Consider the following 21,887-nt stretch of genomic DNA (forward strand, 5'->3'; position numbering starts at 1 on the left):
GCGCTAGCCTCCCTTGACGGCCTTCACGATCTTCTGCGCAGCGTCGTCGAGATTGTCGGCCGGCACCACGTTCAGCCCGGATTCACGGATGATCTTCTTGCCGAGCTCGACATTGGTGCCTTCGAGGCGGACCACCAGCGGCACGCTGAGGCCGACCTCGCGAACCGCAGCCGTGACGCCCTCGGCGATCACGTCGCACTTCATGATGCCGCCGAAGATGTTGACCAGGATGCCCTTCACGTTGGGATCGGCGGTGATGATCTTGAACGCGGCCGCGACCTTCTCCTTGCTGGCGCTGCCGCCGACGTCGAGGAAGTTTGCCGGCGCCATGCCGTAGAGCTTGATGATGTCCATCGTCGCCATGGCGAGACCGGCACCGTTGACCATGCAGCCGATATTGCCGTCGAGCGTGACGTAGTTGAGATCGTATTTCGACGCCTCGATTTCCTTGGCGTCTTCCTCGGTCAGATCGCGCAACGACACCGCGATCTCGGGATGGCGGAACAGGGCGTTGTCGTCGAAGGACACCTTGGCATCGAGCACGCGGAGCTCGCCCTGCTTGGTCACGACCAGCGGATTGATCTCCAGCATCGACATGTCCTTGGCGACGAAGGCCGCGTAGAGCTGCGCGGTGAGCTTCTCGGCCTGCTTGGCGAGGTCGCCGGACAGATTCAGCGCCTTCGCGACCGTGCGGCCGTGATGGCCCATGATGCCGGTCGCCGGATCGACCGAGAAGGTCACGATCTTCTCCGGCGTGTTGTGCGCGACGTCCTCGATGTTAACACCGCCTTCGGTCGACACCACGAAGGAGACGCGCGAGGTCTCGCGGTCGACCAGGATCGAGAGGTAGAATTCCTTGTCGATGTCGGAGCCGTCCTCGATGTAGAGGCGGTTGACCTGCTTGCCGGCAGGTCCCGTCTGCACGGTGACCAGCGTCGCGCCCAGCATCTGCTTGGCGAATTCGTTGACCTCTTCCACCGACTTGGCGATGCGGACGCCGCCTTTGTCGCCAGCGGACGCTTCCTTGAACTTGCCCTTGCCGCGCCCGCCGGCATGGATCTGACTCTTCACCACCCAGACCGGGCCGGGAAGCTGTCTTGCGGCGGCGTCGGAGTCCGAGGCCTTGAGAACCGCTACGCCGCGCGAAATCGGAACGCCGAATTCATGCAGCAGCGCTTTGGCCTGATATTCATGGATATTCATATGGTCGCTCCCTGAACCCGCGGGCGGTGACCTCATGGGCCCACCTCAGTCTTGTGGCTGGCATACCATATACCACAGGAACTGCAACCCGGATTCTTTGACAATCGAGATCTGCCGAGACCGGAACCCCACCCCGGTCAGCCGGGGTCCGGAAGTGAAATCGCCGAAGACCGGGTTTCGATCTTCGGCGGGTATTGCTTTGCCTTAGCGGCCGAGAAGATCGGGTGCGATCTTCTTGCAGGCATCGACCAAGCCCTGCACGGCACCGACCGACTTGTCAAACGCCTCGCGGTCCTTGCCGGCGAGTTCGATCTCGACCACGCGCTCGACGCCCTTGGCGCCGATCACGACGGGCACGCCGACATACATGTCCTTCACGCTGTACTCGCCGTTGAGATAGGCGGCGCAGGGCAGCACGCGCTTCTTGTCCTTCAGATAGCTCTCGGCCATCGCGATCGCGGAGGCGGCAGGGGCGTAGAAGGCCGAGCCGGTCTTGAGCAGGTTGACGATCTCGGCGCCGCCGTTCCGGGTGCGGTCGACGATCTCGTCGAGGCGCGCCTGTGAGGTCCAGCCCATCTTGACGAGGTCGGGCAGCGGGATGCCGGCGACGGTGGAGTACTTCACCAGCGGCACCATGGTGTCGCCGTGGCCGCCGAGCACGAAGGCGGTGACGTCCTCGACCGAGACGTTGAACTCGTCGGCGAGGAAGTAGCGGAAGCGGGCCGAATCCAGCACGCCGGCCATGCCGACGACCTTCTTGTGCGGCAGGCCCGAAGCCTTCTGCAGCGCCCAGACCATGGCATCGAGCGGGTTGGTGATGCAGATGACGAAGGCGTCGGGGGCGTACTTCTTGATGCCGGCGCCGACCTGCTCCATGACCTTGAGGTTGATCGAAAGGAGGTCGTCGCGGCTCATGCCGGGCTTGCGCGGCACGCCGGCGGTGACGATGCAGACTTTGGCGTTGTCGAGCGCCTCATAGGAGTTCGCGCCGGTATAGTGGGCGTCGAAGCCGTCGACCGGCGAGGACTGCGCGATGTCGAGCGCCTTGCCCTGCGGCACGCCCTCGGCGATGTCGAACATCACGACGTCGCCCAGTTCTTTCAGGCCGATGAGGTGAGCCAGCGTTCCGCCGATCTGGCCGGAGCCAATCAAAGCAATCTTGTCGCGCGCCATGTGAACCTGTCCTTTAGACACGTAAGGAGGGGAAACTGAGACGGGTGGTTATCCCTTTCGCCTCCCCCGTTCAAGTCGCCCAATGCCCAATTGTCGGGCTTGCCGAGATAGCAGCCAGCATACCCCGGCCGTCATTCCGGGGCGCGCGAAGCGCGAGCCCGGAATCCATAACCACCATCCGGAGTATGGATTCCGGGCTCGTCGCTTTGCGACGCCCCGGAATGACGGCGGGGATAGGACTTAAGTCTCCACCAGACCCTTGGTCGAGCCGCTGGCGGTGGAATCCTTGCGGCCGTGAGGCAGCGCCAGATAGGATTCCGAGCTCATTTCGATCAGGCGCGAGGCGGTCCGGTTGAACTCCATGGCCTCGGTGCCATCGGTCGCGAGGTAGAGCGAGATCGGATTGGCGTCGGCCGAGGCCATCAGCTTCACGGCGTTGTCATAGAGCGTATCGATCAGGGTGATGAAGCGCTTGGCCGCGTTGCGCTGGGAGAGGTCCATCACTGGAATATGGTCGACCAGGAGGGTGTGATAGTCGTGGGCCAGCCTGAGGTAGTCGGATGCACCGAGCGGCTGCTCGCAGAGGTCGGCGAAGGAGAACCGCGCCACGCCATGGGCCGAGCAGGGCACGTGCAGAATGCGGCCCTTGATCGAAATGTCGCGCGAGCGGCATTTGGCGCCGCCCGTCATCCGCTTCCAGGCGCGATCGAGCGCGGCATCCGCATCGCCATCGGCCGGTGTCAGCCACATCGGCACGCCTTGCAGCTTCTCCAGGCGGAAGTCGGTGCGCGCATCGAGCCGCGCGACGTCCATGTGGTCGGTGATCTGCTTGATGAAGGGCAGGAACAGCGAGCGGTTGAGACCGCCCTTGTAGAGATCGTCGGGCGCGACGTTGGAGGTCGCGACCACGACGGTGCCGAGCTCGAACAATTTGGCGAACAGGCGGCCCAGGATCATCGCATCCGCGATGTCGGTGACATGGAATTCGTCGAAGCAGAGCAGCCAGCTCTCCTCGAAGATCGCATTGGCCGTTAGAGCGATGACGTCGCTGTCGGCGATCTCGCCGCGCGCGATGCTCTGGCGATAATCGTAGATTCGCTCGTGCACGTCCGCCATGAACTCGTGGAAATGCGCGCGGCGCTTGTGCTCGACCGATGAGTGCTGGAAGAACAGGTCCATCAGCATGGTCTTGCCGCGGCCGACCTCGCCATGGATGTAGAGCCCGCGCGGCGCCTCGTCCTTGTCGCCAGAGCCGAACAGCCGGCTGAGCAGGCCTTGCTTGCGGGCGGGCTTGTAGGTCGAAAGCCGCAGATCCAGCGCCGCATAGGCTTCGGCAACCTCGGCCTGCGCGGCATCCGGCTCGATCGCACCGGACGCGATCTCGGCCTGATAGGCCTCGCGGAATGAGGGATTTGGGGTGGAGAGCATGGCTCTTTACCGCCAGAGACGGACGGAAATTGCAACTGCGTTTTGGCGCAACGGGCGTATGCGGCCTGCCCCTCGCGCTCGCGATGCCGGTTCTCCCAACGAACTGTTCTTGCGCTCCTAGGCGGCTAGAATATACCTATTAAGGAACCAAGGAACTCGAAATGGCGCTTAGCATCAAGGACCCCGAAACGGAGCAATTGGCGCGAAGCCTGGCGCAACTGACCGGGGAGAACATTACCACAGCAACCCGGCGCGCCATTGAGGAGCGATTGCGTCGCCTTGGCGGTCAGAAAAACAAAGACGTGTTGCTCGAAGATCTGGCCGAGATCAGACGACGTTGGAGCGAAATGCGAGTTCTGGACGACCGCACACCGGAGGAAATTCTCGGATATGACGAGCACGGATTGCCACGCTGATGGTGATCGATACGTCGGTGATCGTGGCAATCGCGCTCAACGAAGACGACGCAGCGGATATCGAGCGACTGATCGTGGATGATCCGATCCGCCTGATCTCAGCGGCAACGGTGCTTGAAGCAACGATGGTGATCGAGACACGATTAGGTGATGCGGGCGGGCGCGAGCTTGATCTCTGGCTCGTCAAGATCGGCGCCGAGATCGTGGCAGTCGATGCCGGACAAGCCGATGCAGCACGGCGCGCCTGGCGGCGTTATGGAAAGGGGCGACACGCCGCGTCGCTCAACTACGGGGATTGCTTTTCCTACGCGCTGGCCTTGACCCGCAACGAGCCACTGCTGTTCAAAGGCGCGGACTTTGCGAAGACCGACGTGAGCCGGCCAGGCGCGGCGCCGCCGCCATAGCGCCCCGAAGTGAAAACCTACTCACACAGCTCGTAGGCGTCCTCGACCACATACGGGCCGCCGCCCGTCGATGCGCGCGAGGAGAACAGCACGAAGCGTTCGGCCATGAACGCCTTGCTCGGGAAATAGCCGCGCAGCGAGAGATAGTCGGCGACGTCGCGGTCGGAGGCGTCGTGCAGCCTCGCGAGCGTGACGTGCGGAATGAACTTGCGTCCCTCCGGGTCGAGGCCGATCCGCTGCATCATGCGCTCGAGCTCGGCCTGCAATTCCATCAGCGGCTTGCTCGGCGCAATCGTGGCGACCACCGCGCGGGGCTTGCGGCCGCCGAAGCTGGTGAGCCCCTGCACCTTCACCTCGAACGGCTTTCGGTCGACGCGAAACAGCATCGAGGCGATCTCGTTCGCGGAAGCGCCGTCGATGTCGCCGATGAAGCGCAGGGTGACGTGATAATTTTCGGGATCGATCCAGCGGGCGCCGGGGAGGCCACCCCTCAAGTTGGAAAGCGACTGGCCGATTTCGGCCGGAATTTCCAGACCCGTGAACAAACGCGGCATCGTTTCGCACTCCCGATGCTTGGGTACGGTGCTCGAACAGCGAGACCATATCCAAATTAGAGCCGGCGACGAATCACCGGTACCCTGATTCCTATCGCAGTTGTGTGACTCTGCGAAGCATGCCGCGCTTCACCCCGGTAAAACCCTGGGAATTAGGGTTGGCGCTGCCTGGTTTTCAACGCCGTTGCTCAGCGATCGTGCCAATGAATGCCTCCACCATGGGCATGATCCTGCCGACGATGATGTCGACGCCTTCAGCGGTCGGATGAATGCCGTCGGCCTGATTGAGCTTGGCCTCGGCCGCGACGCCTTCGAGGAAGAACGGATAGAGCGGCACGTCGAATGTCTTGGCCAGATCCGGATAAATCGAATTGAAGCGCGCGGCGTATTCGGCGCCGTAATTCGGCGGCGCCAGCATGCCGCAGAGCATGACCGCAATCTTGCGCGCCTTGAGCCGCTGGATGATGTCGGTCAGCGCGGCGCGCGCCACGTCGGGATCGATGCCGCGCAGCGCGTCATTGGCGCCGAGCTCGACGATGACACCGTCAGTTCCATCGGGCACCGACCAGTCGAGCCGGTCGCGGCCGCCCGAGGTGGTGTCGCCGGACACGCCGGCATTGGTCATGTCGACCTCTATGCCTTTGGCCCGCAAGGCTTTTTGAAGCTTTTGGGGGAACGCCTCCTGGGCCGGAAGGCCAAGGCCCGCGCTCAGGGAATCGCCGAGGACGACGAGCTTGACCGGTTTTGTCGCACCCGCCCAAGCGGGGTTCGCCATCGTCATGACGGCGAGCATCAACACGGCTATGTGCATGAACAATCCGTAACGCCTCTCGACCCCGCGTGCGGACTTGCCATATGACCGGACCATGGACACTCGCATCGACCCCTCTTCGCTCGCCGCTACCGCGGACACTATCGCCATCTCCAACGTCAACCTCTCATTGGGCACGGGCGCGGCACGCGTTCACATCCTCAAGGATATCAGCCTGCGGGTCGGCCGGAGCGAGACGATCGGCCTGATCGGCCCGTCAGGCTCGGGCAAATCCACGCTGCTGATGGTGATGGCGGGGCTGGAACGTCCTGATAGCGGAGAGGTGGTGGTGAATGGCACGCCTTTCAATGCCCTCGACGAGGACGCGCTGGCGCGCTTCCGCGGCCGCCAGGTCGGCATCGTCTTCCAGTCCTTTCACCTGATCCCGACCATGACGGCGCTGGAGAACGTCGCTGTGCCGCTCGAGCTCGCCGGCAACCCCGATGCCGCCAAGCGCGCGGCAGAGGAGTTGCAATCGGTCGGGCTCGGTGACCGCCTGCATCATTATCCGACCCAGCTCTCCGGCGGCGAGCAGCAGCGCGTCGCGCTCGCCCGCGCGCTGGCACCCGATCCCGCGATCCTGGTCGCCGACGAGCCGACCGGCAATCTCGACGAGACCACCGGTAAGCAGATCGTCGATCTCCTGTTCAGCAAACATGCCGAGCGCGGCATGACCTTGGTGCTGGTGACGCACGATTCCTCGCTCGCGCATCGCTGCGATCGCGTCATCCGCCTGCGCTCCGGGCGCATCGACACGCAGTCTGCGCCCGCATGAGCGCCGTGGCCGAATCGTTCGCGAAGCCGAACGCCGTTGCGCTGTCGCTGCGCTACGCCTTGCGCGAATTGCGCGGCGGCCTGCGCGGCTTCTACGTCTTCATCGCCTGCATCGCGCTCGGCGTGATGGCGATTGCCGGCGTCGGCTCGGTGTCGGCGAGCCTGAGCGACGGTCTCGCACGCGAGGGCCGCACGCTGCTCGGCGGCGACGTCTCCTTCGTGCTGTTCCAGCGCGAGGCCAAGCCGGAAGAGGTCGCGTTCCTGCGTTCGCGCGGCACGCTGTCGGCCGCCGCGACCTTGCGCGGCATGGCGCGTTCGGCTGACGGCAAGCTGGCGCTGGTCGAGATGAAGGCGGTCGACAACACCTATCCGATGCTGGGCAAGTTGAAGCTTGCGCCGCAGCTGGAGATGTCCGATCTGCTCGCGGAACGTGACGGCGCGTTCGGCGCTGCCGCCGATCCGACGCTGCTGGCGCGGCTTTCTCTCAAGACCGGCGACCGCGTCACGATCGGGTCCGCAACGTTCCAGATCCGCTCCACCGTCGAGGCCGAGCCGGACAAGCTCGCCGGCGGCATCGGCTTCGGGCCCCGCTTTCTGATCAGCGAGGCGGCCTTGCGCGCCACCGGCCTGATCCAGCCCGGCAGCTTGGTGCGTTGGGTCTACCGGGTCAAGCTGCCGGAGGCCGCGAACAACGAGCGCGCCACCGAAGCCTTCATCGCGGATGCGCGCAGCGCCGCGCCGCAGGCCGGCTGGGAGATCCGCAGCCGCTCCAATGCCTCGCCGCAGCTCGAGCGCAACATCAACCGCTTCACGCAGTTCCTGACCCTAGTCGGCCTTGCCGCGCTGCTGGTCGGCGGCGTCGGCGTCGCCAATGCCGTCAAGAGTCACATCGACCGCAAGCTCGAGGTGATCGCTGCCTTCAAGGCCGTCGGCGCCACCGGCCGGGACGTGTTCGGCATCTATCTGGCGCAAGTGGTCCTGCTGGCCGCGATCGGGTCCGTGATCGGCCTGGCGCTCGGCGCCGCGATGCCCTTTGCGATCGTTGGCCTGTTCGGCAAGCTGTTGCCGCTGCCGGTGGTGCCGGCCGTGCACACCGACGAGCTCGCGCTGTCCTTCCTCTACGGCCTCCTCACCGCGCTCGCCTTCGGCCTGTGGCCGCTCGCGCGCGTGCACGACGTGCCGGTGGCCGCGCTGTTCCGCGACACCATCAGCTCCGAATGGCACCGGCCGCGCGCGAGCTATCTCGTGTTCATGGCCGTCGTGATCGCACTCCTCATCGCGGTCGTGATCGGCCTGTCGTTCGACAGGCGCATCGCCGCGGTGTTCGTGGCCTCCTCAGTGGTCGTGTTCGCCTTGCTGCGCGGCATCGCCGCCCTGCTGATGACGATCGCGCGACGGCTGCCACGGACGCGGCTGCCGATGCTGCGGCTTGCGATCGCCAACATCCACCGGCCGGGCGCGCTGACGCCGTCCGTCGTGCTGTCGCTGGGACTCGGGCTCGCCGTGCTCGTCACCATCACCCAGATCGACGGCAATCTGCGCCGGCAGTTCCTGGCGGCGCTCCCCGACCAGGCGCCATCGTTCTTCTTCATCGACATTCCGAGCGCGCAGGCCGAGCAGTTCGATGGCTATCTGCGCCAGATCGCCCCCGGCGCCAGGATCGAGGACGTGCCGATGCTGCGCGGACGCATCGTCGCCGCGCGCGGGGTGCGCGCCGAGGAGCTCAAGCCGACCACGGATTCCGAATGGGTGCTGCAGAGCGATCGCGGCCTGACCTACACCGCCGAGCTGCCGAAGGGCTCCAAGGTGGTCGAGGGCGAATGGTGGCGTGCTGATTATTCCGGCCCGCCACTGGTCTCGTTGGAGAAGAAGATCGCCGACGGGCTCGGCCTCAAGCTCGGCGACGAGGTGGTGGTCAACGTGCTCGGCCGCGACATCCCGGCCAAGATCAGCAATCTGCGCACGATCGACTGGCAGGGTCTCGGCATCAATTTCGTCCTGGTGTTCTCGCCCAACGCCTTCAAGGGCGCGCCGCACACCCATATCGCGACGCTGACGGAAGCGGGCGGAAAGGCGGGCGACGGCAAGATCATCAAGGAGGTCGCCGACGCCTATCCGATGGTGACCAGTGTGCGCGTGCGCGAGGTGATGGAGACGGTCGGCTCCGTGGTGACCAATCTGGCCCTGGCGATCCGCGGCGCCAGCGCCGTGACGCTGATCTCGGCGATCCTGGTGCTGGGCGGGGCGCTCGCCGCCGGCCACCGCCACCGGGTCTATGACGCGGTTATCCTGAAGACCCTGGGCGCGACGCGGCTGCGGCTGCTCGGCGCCTATGCCCTCGAATACCTCCTGATCGGCCTTGCTACCGCGGTGTTCGGGGTGATCGCGGGCAGCATCGCGGCCTGGCTGATCGTGACGCGGCTGATGACGCTGAGCTTCGTCTGGCAGGCCGACAGCGCCGCCGGCGTGGTCGCCGCCGCGCTGGTCGTGACCGTCGGGCTCGGGCTTGCCGGCACGCTGCTGGCATTGAACAAAAAGCCCGCGACGGTGTTGCGAAATTTGTGACAAAATGTAGCGGCGGATCGAGCTGCCCGGAATCGGCCCGGTTTCCGCGATTAACCACGCTACCCCCGTCAGCTTCGCGTCAGGATTGACGCCGAGGGCGACATTCAGCCGCGCGTGGAAGGTTGCGGCGAATGTGTTAGTTTCCCACATATCGGATGGGTTCGGAGTCCCGATTGTGAGCCAAAATTAAATCGGCTGGCAGCGGTCTCCGAGATAGAATTTGACGAACCGGCGGCATGGCGACCCTCGTGCCGGACCGGACCAACCAACGGGAATTCGACCATGTCGGACCTAGACCGTAACTACGCTTCTCCTTTCGGCAGGGCCGCCGGGCGTGTTGACGCCGCGACGGTCGATGCCGGCCTGCGCGCCTATATGCTGCGCATCTACAACTACATGACCATTGGCCTGGCCATCACCGGCCTTGCCGCGCTCGGCGTCTACATGGCCGCCGTGACCGACGTTCCGACGGCGGACGCCGTTCGCGTCGGCAAGGTGTTCCTGACGCCGTTCGGCTACGCCATGTTCGTCAGCCCCCTGAAGTGGCTGTTCATCCTAGCGCCGCTCGCGATGGTGTTCGTGATCTCGGCGGGCATCAACCGTCTGGCCCCCTCGACCGCCCAGATCCTGTTCTGGGTGTTCGCGGCGCTGATGGGCATCTCGCTGTCGTCGATCTTCCTGGTGTTCACGCACACCTCGATCGTGCGGGTGTTCTTCATCACCGCGGCGACCTTCGGTGCGCTGAGCCTCTACGGCTACACCACCAAGCGTGACCTGACCGGCATGGGCTCGTTCCTGTTCATGGGCCTGATCGGCATCGTTCTCGCCAGCCTGGTGAACCTGTTCCTGGCCAGCTCGATGCTGCAGTTCATCGTGTCGGTGGTCGGCGTGCTGGTGTTCTCGGGCCTGACCGCCTGGGATACCCAGCGGCTGAAGAACGACTACATCTACGGCTATGCCTCGGCCGGCGGTGAAGTCGCAGAGCGTTCGGCCATCACCGGCGCACTGTCGCTGTACCTGAACTTCATCAACCTGTTCACGCTGCTGCTGCAGCTCCTCGGCCAGCGCGAGTAAGCTCTGAGACGAGAGAACGGACACGAACCCCGGCCGAAAGGCCGGGGTTTTCGTTTGGGGGTACGGGCTCTCCTCGTCATTGCGAGGAGCTCGCGACAAAATTGCGCAGCAATTTTGCGCTGATGCGACGAAGCAATCCAGAGTCCCTCCGCGGATGCATTTCTGGATTGCTTCGCTGCGCTCGCAATGACGCTGCGGAGGCGGCGGAACCCCTTCCAGCAGTCGGACGAAGGCTCTATCCTTCCCCCATGTCCGCACCCGATATCAGGCCCACCACCGAGGCCGACCTTCCCGCCGTCACCGCCATCTACCAGCAGGCCGTCCGCGAGGGCACGGCGACATTCGAGCTGGAGCCGCCCGACCTCACCGAAATGACGCGCCGCTATCGCGCGCTGATCGACGGCGGCTATCCCTATTTCGTCGCGATGCTGGACGGGCGCGTGGCCGGCTATGCCTATGCCGGCGCCTACCGGCCGCGGCCGGCCTATCGCTTCACGGTGGAGAACTCGATCTATCTCGATCCCTCCTTCCACCGCCGCGGCGTCGGGTCAATGCTGCTGGAACGGCTGATCGCCGAATGCGAGGCGCGCGGCTTCCGTCAGATGATCGCTGTGATCGGCGATTCCGCCAATGCCGGATCGATCGGCGTGCACACGAGGTGCGGCTTCAAGATGATCGGCACGCATCCCAGTGTCGGGCTGAAATTCGGCCGCTGGCTGGACACCGTGATGATGCAACGCGACCTCGGCGAGGGCGGAAGCACGGTGCCGACAAAGTAGATGTCGTAGGGTGGGCAAAGCGAAGCGTGCCCACCGTTCGCCGCACTAGAGAAAGCGCGTGGGCACGGCGCTACGCGCCTTTGCCCACCCTACGGCACCGTTCGTTCGTCTACACCACCGCCAGTTTGCGATCGATCACCAGCAGCACCCGCTCGAGCTCGTGGCCGCGGCGCAGGATCAGGCCGGTCGCCGAGATCACGCTGTACATGCCCTGCTTGCGCGCCAGCCGCGGGTCCTTCTCGATGCGATAGATCGGCACTTCCGAGGCGCGGCGATAGACCGAGAACACGGCGCGATCCTTCAGGAAGTCGATGGCATAATCGCGCCACTCGCCGTCAGCGACCATGCGGCCGTAGAGATTGAGAATCCGGTGCAGCTCGAGCCGGTTGAACGTCACCCGGTTCGGCTGCGCATGCACCGCGGCAGGACGCGCCGCCGCGCGCTGCTCGCTCGGGTCGGCATCCTCCGACGTCAGACTCATGGGAAGCGCCTCCTCATCGCACGGCTATGACCCGCGTCCGCCAAGATCGTCCCCGGAACCGCGTTCGTGACAATTGCATGATTGCGCCAACCGTTCCGCATCGCAAGGGGCTCGACCCATCGAATCGGCGTCCATCAGGGCACACGCAAGGGTGGAACTCCGTCGCGGCAAACCGTCACGGGATCGTTAGCAGGAATCATAGTATCGCCGCTTTTCCGCCAACCGCCTGCCGCCCTGCACTGCGAAAAGGGTGACGTGCGTTGACTCGGTCCTTTCGGTTCCGGATTCCTCAGCCCCCAGCCCCCCGGGGTCGAACAGGATCGGGTCTGTACGCACGACAAGGAGGGCCAACGCAAGTTGGTCCTTTTTTGTTTGTGCCGGGATGTTTCCGGCGCCCGTCATTCCGGGGCGCGCGAAGCGCGAGCCCGGAATCCATTTCTCAGCTCGGATAATGGGATTGATGGATTCCGGGCTCGCGCCAAGTGGCGCGCCCCGGAATGACGAGAGACTGATGTCTCAAGAAGATCTGCGCTTCAATGCAGCGACGTGTACGCCGCACCCAGCATCGGGCCCGGTCGCTCGCGGCTGCCGTCCTGGACGTAGACCACTGCGCCGTCGACGCCGTCGCGCGTGAGGTTCTCGATCGGCACCGTCCAGCTCTCCGGGCGGCCGGTCCAGTCGCCGACCTTGAGCAGGCTACGCACCACGTTGTGATAGGTGACCTGCTGTCCCTTGTTCTCGCCGCGGGTGATCGCGATCGGCACCGACTTGGCGATCGAGCAGATCCAGACCTCGCCGCGCGAGACCGCGGGCTCCTTGCTGGCGGCGACCGAGACGTTGATCTGCTTGCCCGAGAGCGACATCGTCACCGGCACGCTCATCACGCCGGTGCCCTTGTCGGTCTTGCCGATCGCGTTCTCGATGCCGGCGCGATCGCTGCCGATGACATGGGTGGAGCCGTTGACCACGACCTGCGGCGTGTAGACCTCGCGGTCGCCGCGCATGCGCGAATAGGCACGCTGCCGTGCAGAGAAGCGCGAATCCGCCAGCGTGTCCTTCCAGCCGAGATAGTCCCAGTAATCGATCGGCATGCTCAGCGCGATCACGGAGGGGTCCTTGGAGAGATCGCCGATGATCTGATCGGCGGGCGGGCAGGAGGAGCAGCCCTGCGAGGTGAACAATTCGACGACGGCGCGGGGTTCAGCCTGGGCAGGACGAATGACGGCGATGATCGCACATATGCCGAGAGCTCCCGACCAGAGGGCACCGGACCAACGTGGAATCAGATGGGAAGCCGTCATTGTCGTCATGTCGAACGCCGCACACCGTTGCTCTCAGGGGGAAATCTTATCGCCGGATGGTCACCGTAGTCTTACGGGGCGCGGTACATTCATCCATCCGGGCCACCGTCCAAAGGGAGGTTTTCCGCCGGGCGGGCCCATCTGAAGCGTACCGCAAACGCGCGAAGGCGGCCTTTGATAGGCCGCCTTCGTTAAGGCTTCTACTCACTTCGCAGTGAGCCATCATTCACAAATCCGCGTTTACGCCGCGAGCTTGCGCAGCACGTAGTGCAGGATGCCGCCGTTACGGTAGTAGTCGAGCTCGTCCAGCGTATCGATGCGGCAGAGCAGCGAAACGCGCTGCAGCGAACCGTCGCCGGAGACGATCTCCGCGGTCAGCTTCTGGCGCGGCTTGAGGTCGCCGACGAGGCCGCGGATGGTCACCTTCTCGTCGCCCTTCAGCCCAAGCGACTGCCAGGAGGTGCCTTCCTCGAAGGTCAGCGGCAGCACGCCCATGCCGACCAGGTTGGAGCGGTGGATGCGCTCGAAGCTCTGGCAGATCACGGCGCGCACGCCGAGCAGGCGCGTGCCCTTGGCGGCCCAGTCGCGCGAGGAGCCGTTGCCGTACTCGGCACCGGCGAACACCACCAGCGGCACCTTCTCTTCCTGGTACTTCATCGCGGCGTCGTAGATCGACATCTGCTCGCCGTCGGGCCAGTGCTTGGTCAGGCCGCCCTCGGGGATGTTTCCGTCCGCGCCCTTCAGCATGAAGTTCTTGATGCGGATGTTGGCGAAGGTGCCGCGCATCATGACTTCATGGTTGCCGCGGCGCGTGCCGTACTGGTTGAAGTCGGCCGGACGCACCTGGTGTTCGCTGAGATATTTGCCGGCGGGCGAGGTGAGCTTGATCGAGCCGGCCGGCGAGATGTGGTCGGTGGTGATCTTGTCGCCGAACATGGCGAGGATGCGCGCCTCGACGATGTCGGTGACCGGCTCCGGCTCCTTCTTCATGCCTTCGAAGTAAGGCGGATTCTGCACATAGGTCGAAGACATGTTCCAGCGATAGGTCTCGCTCTCGACCGTCTTGATCTTGCGCCAGTTGGTGTCGCCCTTGAACACGTCGGCGTACTTCTTCTTGAAGATCGACGCGGTCACGAACTTCTTCATGAAGGCGTTGATCTCCTTGGTCGTCGGCCAGATGTCCTTCAGGTACACCGGCTTGCCGTCCTTGCCCTCGCCGAGCGGCTCGGTGGCGAGGTTCTTGGTGACGCTGCCCGCGAGCGCGTAGGCGACTACCAGCGGCGGCGAGGCCAAATAGTTCGCCTGCACATCCGGCGAGACGCGACCTTCGAAGTTGCGGTTGCCGGAGAGCACGGCGGCCGCGACGACGCCGTTGTCGTTGATCGACTTCGAGATCTCCTCAGGCAGCGGACCGGAATTGCCGATGCAGGTGGTGCAGCCGAAGCCGACCAGGTTGAATCCGACCTTGTCGAGATCGGGCTGAAGACCCGAATTGGCGAGATATTCCGCGACCACCTGGCTGCCCGGGGCGAGCGAGGTCTTCACCCACGGCTTGGCCTTGAGGCCCTTCGCAGCCGCATTGCGCGCGAGCAAGCCGGCGCCGATGAGCACGCTCGGGTTCGATGTGTTGGTGCAGGAGGTGATCGCGGCGATCACGACGTCGCCATGGCCGATGTCGAAGTTCTTGCCTTCCACGGGGAAGCGCTTGGCCGGCTCCTCGGCCTTCTTGTACTCGCTGGCGAGCGCGAGCGAGAAGCCGTCGGCGACGGTCGGCAGCGCGATGCGGCCTTCGGGACGCTTCGGGCCGGCCATCGACGGCACGACGTCGCCGAGGTCGAGGGTCAGCGTCTCCGTGAACACGGGGTCGGGCGACTTGGCGGTGCGGAACAGGCCCTGCGCCTTGGCATAGGCCTGCACTAGCGCGACGCGGGCCGAGGCACGGCCGGAGGTCTTGAGATAGTCGAGCGCGGCGGCATCGACCGGGAAGAAGCCGCAGGTCGCGCCGTATTCGGGCGCCATGTTGGCGATCGTCGCCTTGTCGGCGACCGAGAGGTGGTCGAGGCCAGGGCCGAAGAACTCGACGAACTTGCCGACCACGCCGAGCTTGCGCAGCATCTGCGTCACGGTGAGCACGAGGTCGGTCGCGGTGACGCCCTCCTTCAGCGCGCCCTTCAGCTTGAAGCCGACGACGTTGGGCAGCAGCATCGACAGCGGCTGGCCGAGCATGCAGGCTTCCGCCTCGATGCCGCCGACGCCCCAGCCGAGCACGGCAAGGCCGTTGACCATGGTGGTGTGCGAATCGGTGCCGACCAGCGAATCGGGATAGGCCACCTCGAAGGTGCCGGTCTTCTTGCCGACGGTCATCTTCTCCTTCTTGGTCCAGACCGTCTGGGCCAGATATTCGAGATTGACCTGGTGGCAGATGCCGGTGCCGGGCGGCACGACGGAGAAGTTCGAGAACGCCTTCTGACCCCACTTCAGGAACTCGTAGCGCTCCTGGTTCTGCTTGTATTCCTCGGTGACGTTCTTGCCGAAGGCCTTGTTGTCGCCGAAGAAGTTCACGATCACAGAGTGGTCGATGACGAGGTCGACGGGCACCAAGGGGTTGATCTTCTCAGGCTCGCCGCCGAGCTTCTGCATCGCGTTGCGCATCGCGGCGAGATCGACCACCGCTGGCACGCCGGTGAAGTCCTGCATCAGCACCCGCGCCGGGCGGAAGGCGATCTCATGCTCCAGCGACTTCTTGCGCAGCCATTTCGAGACCGCGACGATGTCTTCCTTCTTGACCGAGCGGCCGTCCTCGTTGCGCAGCAAATTCTCGAGCAGGACCTTCATCGAATAGGGAAGTTTCGAAATTCCCTTCAGACCATTCTTCTCGGCGGTGGGCAGGCTGTAATAGACATAGGTCTTGGCGCCGACCTTGAGAGTCTTTTTGCATTTGAAGCTGTCGAGCGAGGTCATGTAGGAGATCCCAATTGCTAGTTATACCCGGCAGGGTATTTTAACACCGTCAGCGCATTAGGCTGGGCCGCTTGCAGGGGCAGGTTGAGTTGCTGCATCAAGTAGTTCCGGGCTTATAGAAGCTTTCTAACCGCGCCGCCACAGCCACTATCGTGCCGCAGCAATTCGCGAGCCAAAAATTCCCATGCGCTACCCCAAGATTTCCTGAGGCCCGGCTGTGAACGGACTGAACCAAGGCGACATGCGGCTGTCAGGTCACGGGCTGAGATGCGTGCGGGGCGGGCGCGAGGTGTTCGCCGGGCTCGATTTCGCGGCCGGGTCGGGCGAGGCCGTCGCGGTGATGGGGCGCAATGGATCAGGCAAGACCTCGCTGCTGCGGCTGATCGCGGGCCTGCTCGTTCCGGCCGGCGGGACGATCACGCTGAAGGGGGGCGATGGCGAGCTGACCCTGGCGGAGCAGTGCCACTATCTCGGCCATCGCGATGCCCTGAAGCCGGCGCTGAGCGTGGCCGAGAACCTGACGTTTTGGGCTGATTTTCTCGGCGGCGAGCGTTTCGACGCGGCCGAGAGCCTCGCCAAGGTGGGCCTCGACCACGCCACCCATCTGCCTGCCGGATTCCTGTCCGCGGGACAGCGCCGCCGGCTCTCGCTGGCGCGGCTGCTGACGGTCCGCCGCCCGGTCTGGCTCCTGGACGAGCCGACCAATGCGCTTGATGTCGCCGGTCAGGACATGTTCGCCGGCCTGATGCGCGAGCATCTGGCCGCCGGCGGCATGATCCTCGCGGCGACGCATGCCCCGCTCGGGATCGAATCGCGGGAGCTGCGGATCGGGGGAGTGGCGTGATGCGAGCCGACCCTCAGCTTTCCGAGCGGCCGGGCGCCGCCCGCTCCGTTGACTCCCTTCAGCTTGCCGCAGCGATCCATCTCGGGCCCGGCAGCCAGGCGCCGCCGCGGGCTCCCTTGCCTCTCCCGCTCTTGAGGCACAAGGGGAGCCCCCCATGACCGCCCTTGCCGCCCTCGTCCGCCGGGACATCCGCATCGCGCTCCGCGTCGGCGGCGGGGCCTTGATTGGCGTCTTGTTCTTTCTGACCGTGGTGGTGCTGATGCCGTTCGCGGTCGGGCCGGATCTGGCGCTGCTGTCGCGGCTGGGACCTGCGATCCTCTGGCTCGGCGCCCTCCTAGCCAGCCTGCTGACCCTCGACCGGCTGTTCATGGCCGACCATGAGGACGGCTCGCTCGACCTGATCACGATGAGCCGGACGCCGCTGGAACTCGCCTGCGCCGCCAAGGCGCTGGCGCATTGGCTCGCCGCCGGCCTGCCGCTGATTGTCGCAACCCCCGTGCTCGGCCTGTTGCTCAACCTCGACATGATCGCCACGGCTGCGGTGGCGCTGACGTTGCTAGCGGGCACTCCGGCGCTGACCTTCACCGGCATGATCGGCGCGGCGCTGGCGGTGACGCTGCATCGCGGCGGGCTGTTGATGGCGGTGCTGGTGCTGCCGCTGTCGATTCCCGTGCTGATTTTCGGGGTTGCGGCCTCGCAGGCGGTGATCGTCGGCCCGATGACCTTCGGCGCGCCGTTCTCGATCCTGTGCGCGCTGTCGCTGGTCAGCCTCGTGATCGGCCCGTTCGCGGCCGCAGCGAGCCTGCGGCATGGTCTCGATTGAAAAGGACCGGGCCGACCTTGACCCCGATCAACTTTCGCGACGGGCTTTCGTGTTGATTGCCTGAGCGGCCCCCGGTGATTATCAGGATACCATGACGCTGATCGACCTCGCCAACCCCACGCGGTTCCTCGCGCTGACAGCGCGGATGTTGCCGTGGCTGGCGGCCGCGACAATCATCCTGCTCACGATCGGTCTCTATCAAGCTGCGCTCGCGCCCGACGACTATCAGCAGGGCGCGACCGTCAAGATCATGTTCGTCCACGTGCCCAATGCCTGGCTGTCGATGTTCGTGTGGGGCGTGATGAGCATCGCATCGTTGGGCACGCTGGTGTGGCGGCATCCGCTCGCCGACGTCGCCGCCAAGGCCGCAGCTCCGATCGGCGCCGCCTTCACCTTCCTCGCGTTGCTCACGGGCTCTCTCTGGGGCCGGCCGATGTGGGGCACCTATTGGGAGTGGGACGCGCGGCTGACCTCGGTGCTGATCCTGTTCCTGATGTATCTGGGCCTGATGGCGCTGTGGCGTGCCGTCGACGATCCCTCGCGTGCGGCGCGCGCCGCCGCGGTGCTGACCCTGGTCGGCGCGATCAACCTGCCGATCATCAAGTTCTCGGTCGATTGGTGGAACACGCTGCACCAGCCCGCCTCGGTGATGCGCATGGGCGGCTCGGCGCTGGACAAGTCGTTCCTGATTCCGCTGCTGGTGATGGCGCTCGCCTTCACGCTGCTGTTCGTCACGCTGCATCTGGCCGCGATGCGCAACGAGATTTTGCGCCGCCGTGTCCGCTCGCTGCAGATGATGCAGGCCAGTCGCATGGCGTTCTCGAGCGGAGTAGAAAACGCGTCAAAAGAAGCTGGGGCTGCATGACGATGTCGCTCGGTCCTTATGCCTCTTTCATCGTGGCGTCTTACGCAGCTGTCGCCCTCGTGGTTGCGATCCTGATCGGCTGGGTCATGCTCGATTATCGCAGCCAGACGCAGCGCCTACGCGAGCTGGAGCAGCGCGGCATCACCCGCCGGTCGGGCCGCAGCGCGACGGAGCCGCGATGAGCGATCAACCTGCCTCCGCTCCGCAGCAGCGCCGCACCTTCCTGGTGGTGCTGCCGCTGATCGTCTTCATCGGCCTGGCGCTTTTGTTCTGGTTCCGGCTCGGCAGCGGCGATCCCTCGCGGATTCCCTCGGCGCTGATCGGCCGGCCCGCACCGCAGACCGTGCTGCCGCCGCTCCAGGGGCTGCAGGACAACGGCGCGCAGGTGCCGGGACTCGATCCCGCCGCCTTCAAGGGCAAGGTCAGCCTCGTCAACGTCTGGGCGTCCTGGTGCGTGCCGTGCCATGACGAAGCGCCGCTTTTGACCGAAATGGCAAAAGACAAGCGCTTCCAGCTGGTCGGCATCAACTACAAGGACGCCGCCGACAATGCGCGGCGCTTCCTCGGCCGCTACGGCAACCCGTTCGGCCATGTCGGCGTGGACGCCAACGGCCGCGCCTCGATCGAATGGGGCGTCTATGGCGTGCCGGAGACCTTCGTCGTCGGGCGCGAGGGCACCATCGTCTACAAGCTGGTCGGGCCGATCACGCCGCAAAATCTCAAGGCCGTGCTGATGCCGGAGCTGGAGAAGGCGCTGAAGGCAGGAAGCTGATGCCGCGCTCGTACCACACGCTCAACTGTCATCGCCCGACTTGATCGGGCGATCCATTATTCCAGAGACGCCAGTCGTATACGGAGAAGCTGCGGCGTACTGGATGCCCCGGTCAAGCCGGGGCATGACAGCGGTATGTGGAGCGACGCTTCGCCTGTCCTTCGCCTAACCCTTGCTCACATCCCCCGCCTCGGCCTCGCTTCTCTCCAGCGAGACCGGCGCCAGATGATAGCGCTTGGTCAGCGGCATCTGGGCGATGGCGAAGATCATCGTGATCGGAGTGACGCCGAATACCTTGAAGTTCACCCAGAAATCCGTGCTCTGGGTGCGCCAGACGATCTCGTTCAGCACCGCCATTCCGGCGAAGAACAGCGCCCAGCGCAAGGTGAGGATGCGCCAGCCCTGCGGCGTCAGGTTGAACACCTGGTCGAACATGACGGCGATGAAGGAGCGGCCGAACAACAGGCCGCCGCCGAGGATCGCGGCGAACAGGCCGTAGATGATGGTCGGCTTGACCTTGATGAAGGTCTCGTCGTGCAGCACCAGGGTCAGCGTGCCGAACACCAGCACGATCACTCCCGTGACGATCGCCATGATCGGGATGTGGCGCGTCACAATGTAGGAGGCGGCCATCGCGACCGCGATGGCCACCATGAAGGCGCCAGTCGCCGCGAACAGATTGAACTTCGCGTTGACGAAGAAGAACACGAGCAGCGGACCGAGCTCGGTCGCGAGCTTGAACAGCGGATGCGGCTGGGTTTTGTCCATTCTCTCTTCCGTATCTCCCATCCTTCGAGACGACCGCTTCGCAGTCTCCTCAGGATGAGGACCTCATGTGTGGCACGACCTCATCCTGAGGAGCCGCGCAAGCGGCGTCTCGAAGGATGACGCTATTCGATTCCGGCGATGGCGCGGGCGAAGTCGCGCGCGGTGAAGGGCGCGAGATCGTCGACGCCTTCGCCGACGCCGATGAAGTGCACCGGCAGCTTGAACTTCTCCGCGAGCGCCACCAGGATGCCGCCGCGCGCGGTGCCGTCGAGCTTGGTCATCACGAGGCCGGTGACCCCGGCGGTGCGATGGAAGGCCTCGACCTGCGACAGCGCATTCTGGCCGACGGTCGCATCCAGCACCAGCAGCACGGCATGCGGCGCAGTGTCATCCACCTTGCGGATCACGCGCACGACCTTCTCGAGCTCGTTCATCAGCTCGGCCTTGTTCTGCAAGCGGCCGGCGGTGTCGATCAGCAGCACGTCAATCGCCTGCTCCTTCGCCGCGGTGAGCGCGTTGAAGGCGAGGCTTGCGGAATCCGAGCCCTGCGCGCCTGCGATGACGGGCGTCTTCGTCCGCTCGCCCCAGACCTTGAGCTGCTCGATGGCGGCGGCGCGAAACGTGTCGCCGGCGGCCAGCATCACCTTGCGGCCTTCGGAGGCGAATTTCTGCGACAGCTTGCCGATCGTGGTGGTCTTGCCGGAGCCGTTGACGCCGACGACGAGAATGACGAACGGCTTCTTGGCCGCATCGATCACGAGCGGTTTTGCCACCGGCGACAGCACCTTCTCGACCTCGGTGGCGACGACGTCCTTGACCTCGTCCGCCGAGATCGCCTTGTCGTAGCGGCCGGTGCCGACGGCATCGGCAATGCGCACCGCGACTGACGTGCCGAGGTCGGCGCGCAGCAGCACGTCCTCGATGTCGTCGAGCATGGCGCGGTCGAGCTTGCGCTTGGTGACGAGGTCGGCGACCGCGGTCCCGAGCGAGGACGAGGTGCGCTTCAGCCCGTTGGACAGGCGGCGCCACCAGCTCAGCTTGGGGGTCTCGGAGGTGGTATCGTTCATGGTGGCGTGTTAGCCGTTCCGGCCCGTAAACGAAAGCCTTGACCGAAAGTCCTGCGATTGCTCGATGTTCCCCAATTGACCGCCGACGAGATCTTAGGCCGCGTGCTCCATCGCGACGGCCTGATGCTGGTCATCGACAAGCCGGCCGGCCTGCCCGTGCATCGTGGCCCCAAGGGCGGCCCCAATCTGGAGGATTGCTTCGACGCGCTGCGTTTCGGCCTGCCGCGGCCGCCGGTGCTGGCTCACCGGCTGGACAAGGACACCTCGGGTTGCCTCGTGCTCGGCCGCCACCGCAAGGCGACGGCATCGCTGGGCCTTTTGTTCAAGCACGGCAAGATCGGCAAGACGTACTGGACCGTGGTCGAGGGCGGGCCTGCCGAGGATGAAGGCACCATCGACATGCCGCTCGGCCGGCTCAATGCCGAGCGCGGCTGGTGGCAGAAACCGGATCCCGAAGGCCAGAAGGCGATTACGAACTGGAAGGTGATGGGCCGGGGCGACGGTTTCACCTGGCTTGCCATGGAACCGGTGACCGGCCGGACCCATCAATTGCGGGTACATGCGGCCGCGAGCGGCTGGCCGATCTTCGGCGATAACATTTACGGCAACGGTCCGCGCTTCGGCGAGCCGCGCCTGCACCTGCATTCGCGCGAGATCGTGGTGCCGATCTCCCGGAACAAGGAGCCCGTCCGCGTCGTGGCGCCGGCCCCGCCGCATATGCATGAGAAGCTTCGGGCCTGCGGGTGGAACGGGGAGTAGGTGCCGTTCACCGCTCCCGCTTGCGGGAGAGGTCGCGCCGAAGGCGCGGGTTCTATCCTCTAGGG

General features: G+C 65.0%; 22 protein-coding genes. 12 read left to right on the forward strand and 10 right to left on the reverse strand.

Annotated features, from left to right (window positions below; genetic code table 11):
• Positions 1-3: 3 nt before the first annotated feature.
• The 3 genes from sucC to zapE form a co-directional block, all read right to left on the reverse strand.
• Complete coding sequence (sucC, locus tag ACVWYQ_RS22115; protein WP_036008785.1) at positions 4-1,203, reverse strand: ADP-forming succinate--CoA ligase subunit beta; 1,200 nt, start codon at positions 1,201-1,203, stop codon at positions 4-6.
• Between the two features lie 204 nt (positions 1,204-1,407).
• Positions 1,408-2,376, reverse strand: a complete 969-nt coding sequence (gene mdh, locus ACVWYQ_RS22120; RefSeq protein WP_025032846.1) for a malate dehydrogenase — start codon at positions 2,374-2,376, stop codon at positions 1,408-1,410.
• A 240-nt stretch (positions 2,377-2,616) separates the two neighbouring features.
• Positions 2,617-3,804, reverse strand: a complete 1,188-nt coding sequence (gene zapE / locus ACVWYQ_RS22125; RefSeq protein WP_271543589.1) for a cell division protein ZapE — start codon at positions 3,802-3,804, stop codon at positions 2,617-2,619.
• 161 nt (positions 3,805-3,965) lie between these two features.
• Here zapE and ACVWYQ_RS22130 point away from each other — a divergent pair, with 161 nt between their 5' ends.
• Positions 3,966-4,220, forward strand: coding sequence for a type II toxin-antitoxin system VapB family antitoxin (locus ACVWYQ_RS22130; RefSeq protein ID WP_157286488.1), 255 nt, complete (start codon positions 3,966-3,968; stop codon positions 4,218-4,220).
• Complete coding sequence (locus ACVWYQ_RS22135) at positions 4,220-4,624, forward strand: type II toxin-antitoxin system VapC family toxin (RefSeq protein WP_271543587.1); 405 nt, start codon at positions 4,220-4,222, stop codon at positions 4,622-4,624. The genes ACVWYQ_RS22130 and ACVWYQ_RS22135 overlap by 1 nt, the downstream gene beginning before the upstream one ends.
• 17 nt (positions 4,625-4,641) lie before the next feature.
• Here the strand turns inward: ACVWYQ_RS22135 and thpR are convergent, their stop codons facing one another.
• Both thpR and ACVWYQ_RS22145 read right to left on the reverse strand, forming a co-directional pair.
• Positions 4,642-5,178, reverse strand: coding sequence for an RNA 2',3'-cyclic phosphodiesterase (gene thpR, locus ACVWYQ_RS22140; protein WP_027572985.1), 537 nt, complete (start codon positions 5,176-5,178; stop codon positions 4,642-4,644).
• A gap of 175 nt (positions 5,179-5,353) precedes the next feature.
• Entirely contained in the window at positions 5,354-5,989 is a 636-nt protein-coding gene (locus ACVWYQ_RS22145; RefSeq protein WP_271543582.1) for an arylesterase, read from the reverse strand.
• Positions 5,990-6,044: 55 nt separating this feature from the next.
• On the opposite strand from ACVWYQ_RS22145, the gene ACVWYQ_RS22150 reads away from it, so the two are divergent.
• The 4 genes from ACVWYQ_RS22150 to ACVWYQ_RS22165 all read left to right on the forward strand — a co-directional run bounded on the left by ACVWYQ_RS22150 (position 6,045) and on the right by ACVWYQ_RS22165 (position 11,181).
• On the forward strand, positions 6,045-6,764 hold the full coding sequence (locus tag ACVWYQ_RS22150; RefSeq protein ID WP_036024603.1) for an ABC transporter ATP-binding protein: 720 nt from the start codon (positions 6,045-6,047) through the stop codon (positions 6,762-6,764).
• A complete protein-coding gene (locus tag ACVWYQ_RS22155; RefSeq protein WP_456726386.1) occupies positions 6,761-9,328 on the forward strand; it encodes an ABC transporter permease in 2,568 nt (855 codons plus the stop codon). The genes ACVWYQ_RS22150 and ACVWYQ_RS22155 overlap by 4 nt, the downstream gene beginning before the upstream one ends.
• A gap of 282 nt (positions 9,329-9,610) precedes the next feature.
• Positions 9,611-10,402: a Bax inhibitor-1/YccA family protein gene (locus ACVWYQ_RS22160; RefSeq protein ID WP_157286490.1), complete on the forward strand. Its 792-nt coding sequence runs from the start codon at positions 9,611-9,613 to the stop codon at positions 10,400-10,402.
• Positions 10,403-10,650: 248 nt separating this feature from the next.
• Positions 10,651-11,181 carry an N-acetyltransferase family protein gene (locus tag ACVWYQ_RS22165; RefSeq protein ID WP_456726387.1) on the forward strand — a complete coding sequence of 177 codons (531 nt, stop codon included), beginning with the start codon at positions 10,651-10,653 and terminating at the stop codon, positions 11,179-11,181.
• 109 nt (positions 11,182-11,290) lie between these two features.
• Here the strand turns inward: ACVWYQ_RS22165 and ACVWYQ_RS22170 are convergent, their stop codons facing one another.
• The 3 genes from ACVWYQ_RS22170 to acnA form a co-directional block, all read right to left on the reverse strand.
• Entirely contained in the window at positions 11,291-11,662 is a 372-nt protein-coding gene (locus ACVWYQ_RS22170) for a DUF2794 domain-containing protein (protein WP_370102798.1), read from the reverse strand.
• A 533-nt stretch (positions 11,663-12,195) separates the two neighbouring features.
• Complete coding sequence (locus tag ACVWYQ_RS22175; protein ID WP_157286493.1) at positions 12,196-12,972, reverse strand: DUF1223 domain-containing protein; 777 nt, start codon at positions 12,970-12,972, stop codon at positions 12,196-12,198.
• Between the two features lie 231 nt (positions 12,973-13,203).
• Positions 13,204-15,924, reverse strand: a complete 2,721-nt coding sequence (gene acnA / locus ACVWYQ_RS22180) for an aconitate hydratase AcnA (RefSeq protein WP_036008823.1) — start codon at positions 15,922-15,924, stop codon at positions 13,204-13,206.
• A gap of 241 nt (positions 15,925-16,165) precedes the next feature.
• Here acnA and ccmA point away from each other — a divergent pair, with 241 nt between their 5' ends.
• From ccmA to ACVWYQ_RS22205, 5 genes are all read left to right on the forward strand, one after another.
• Entirely contained in the window at positions 16,166-16,768 is a 603-nt protein-coding gene (gene ccmA, locus ACVWYQ_RS22185; RefSeq protein WP_456727201.1) for a heme ABC exporter ATP-binding protein CcmA, read from the forward strand.
• A 154-nt stretch (positions 16,769-16,922) separates the two neighbouring features.
• The gene (gene ccmB / locus ACVWYQ_RS22190; protein WP_275503068.1) at positions 16,923-17,591 is read left to right on the forward strand and encodes a heme exporter protein CcmB; all 669 of its coding nucleotides are present in this window, start codon (positions 16,923-16,925) and stop codon (positions 17,589-17,591) included.
• 91 nt (positions 17,592-17,682) lie between these two features.
• Entirely contained in the window at positions 17,683-18,456 is a 774-nt protein-coding gene (locus ACVWYQ_RS22195; RefSeq protein ID WP_275503070.1) for a heme ABC transporter permease, read from the forward strand.
• A complete protein-coding gene (gene ccmD / locus ACVWYQ_RS22200) occupies positions 18,453-18,638 on the forward strand; it encodes a heme exporter protein CcmD (protein WP_036040763.1) in 186 nt (61 codons plus the stop codon). The genes ACVWYQ_RS22195 and ccmD overlap by 4 nt, the downstream gene beginning before the upstream one ends.
• Complete coding sequence (locus tag ACVWYQ_RS22205; RefSeq protein WP_456726388.1) at positions 18,635-19,228, forward strand: DsbE family thiol:disulfide interchange protein; 594 nt, start codon at positions 18,635-18,637, stop codon at positions 19,226-19,228. Before ccmD ends, ACVWYQ_RS22205 begins: the two co-directional genes overlap by 4 nt.
• 165 nt (positions 19,229-19,393) lie before the next feature.
• On the opposite strand, the gene ACVWYQ_RS22210 is transcribed toward ACVWYQ_RS22205, so the two are convergent.
• Positions 19,394-19,996, reverse strand: coding sequence for a septation protein A (locus tag ACVWYQ_RS22210; protein ID WP_036008846.1), 603 nt, complete (start codon positions 19,994-19,996; stop codon positions 19,394-19,396).
• Positions 19,997-20,118: 122 nt separating this feature from the next.
• Positions 20,119-21,063: a signal recognition particle-docking protein FtsY gene (gene ftsY, locus ACVWYQ_RS22215; protein ID WP_128265185.1), complete on the reverse strand. Its 945-nt coding sequence runs from the start codon at positions 21,061-21,063 to the stop codon at positions 20,119-20,121.
• A gap of 57 nt (positions 21,064-21,120) precedes the next feature.
• On the opposite strand from ftsY, the gene ACVWYQ_RS22220 reads away from it, so the two are divergent.
• A complete protein-coding gene (locus ACVWYQ_RS22220; RefSeq protein WP_225132164.1) occupies positions 21,121-21,822 on the forward strand; it encodes an RluA family pseudouridine synthase in 702 nt (233 codons plus the stop codon).
• Positions 21,823-21,887: the final 65 nt, after the last annotated feature.

It is taken from the genome of Bradyrhizobium sp. USDA 3397 (assembly GCF_054060965.1).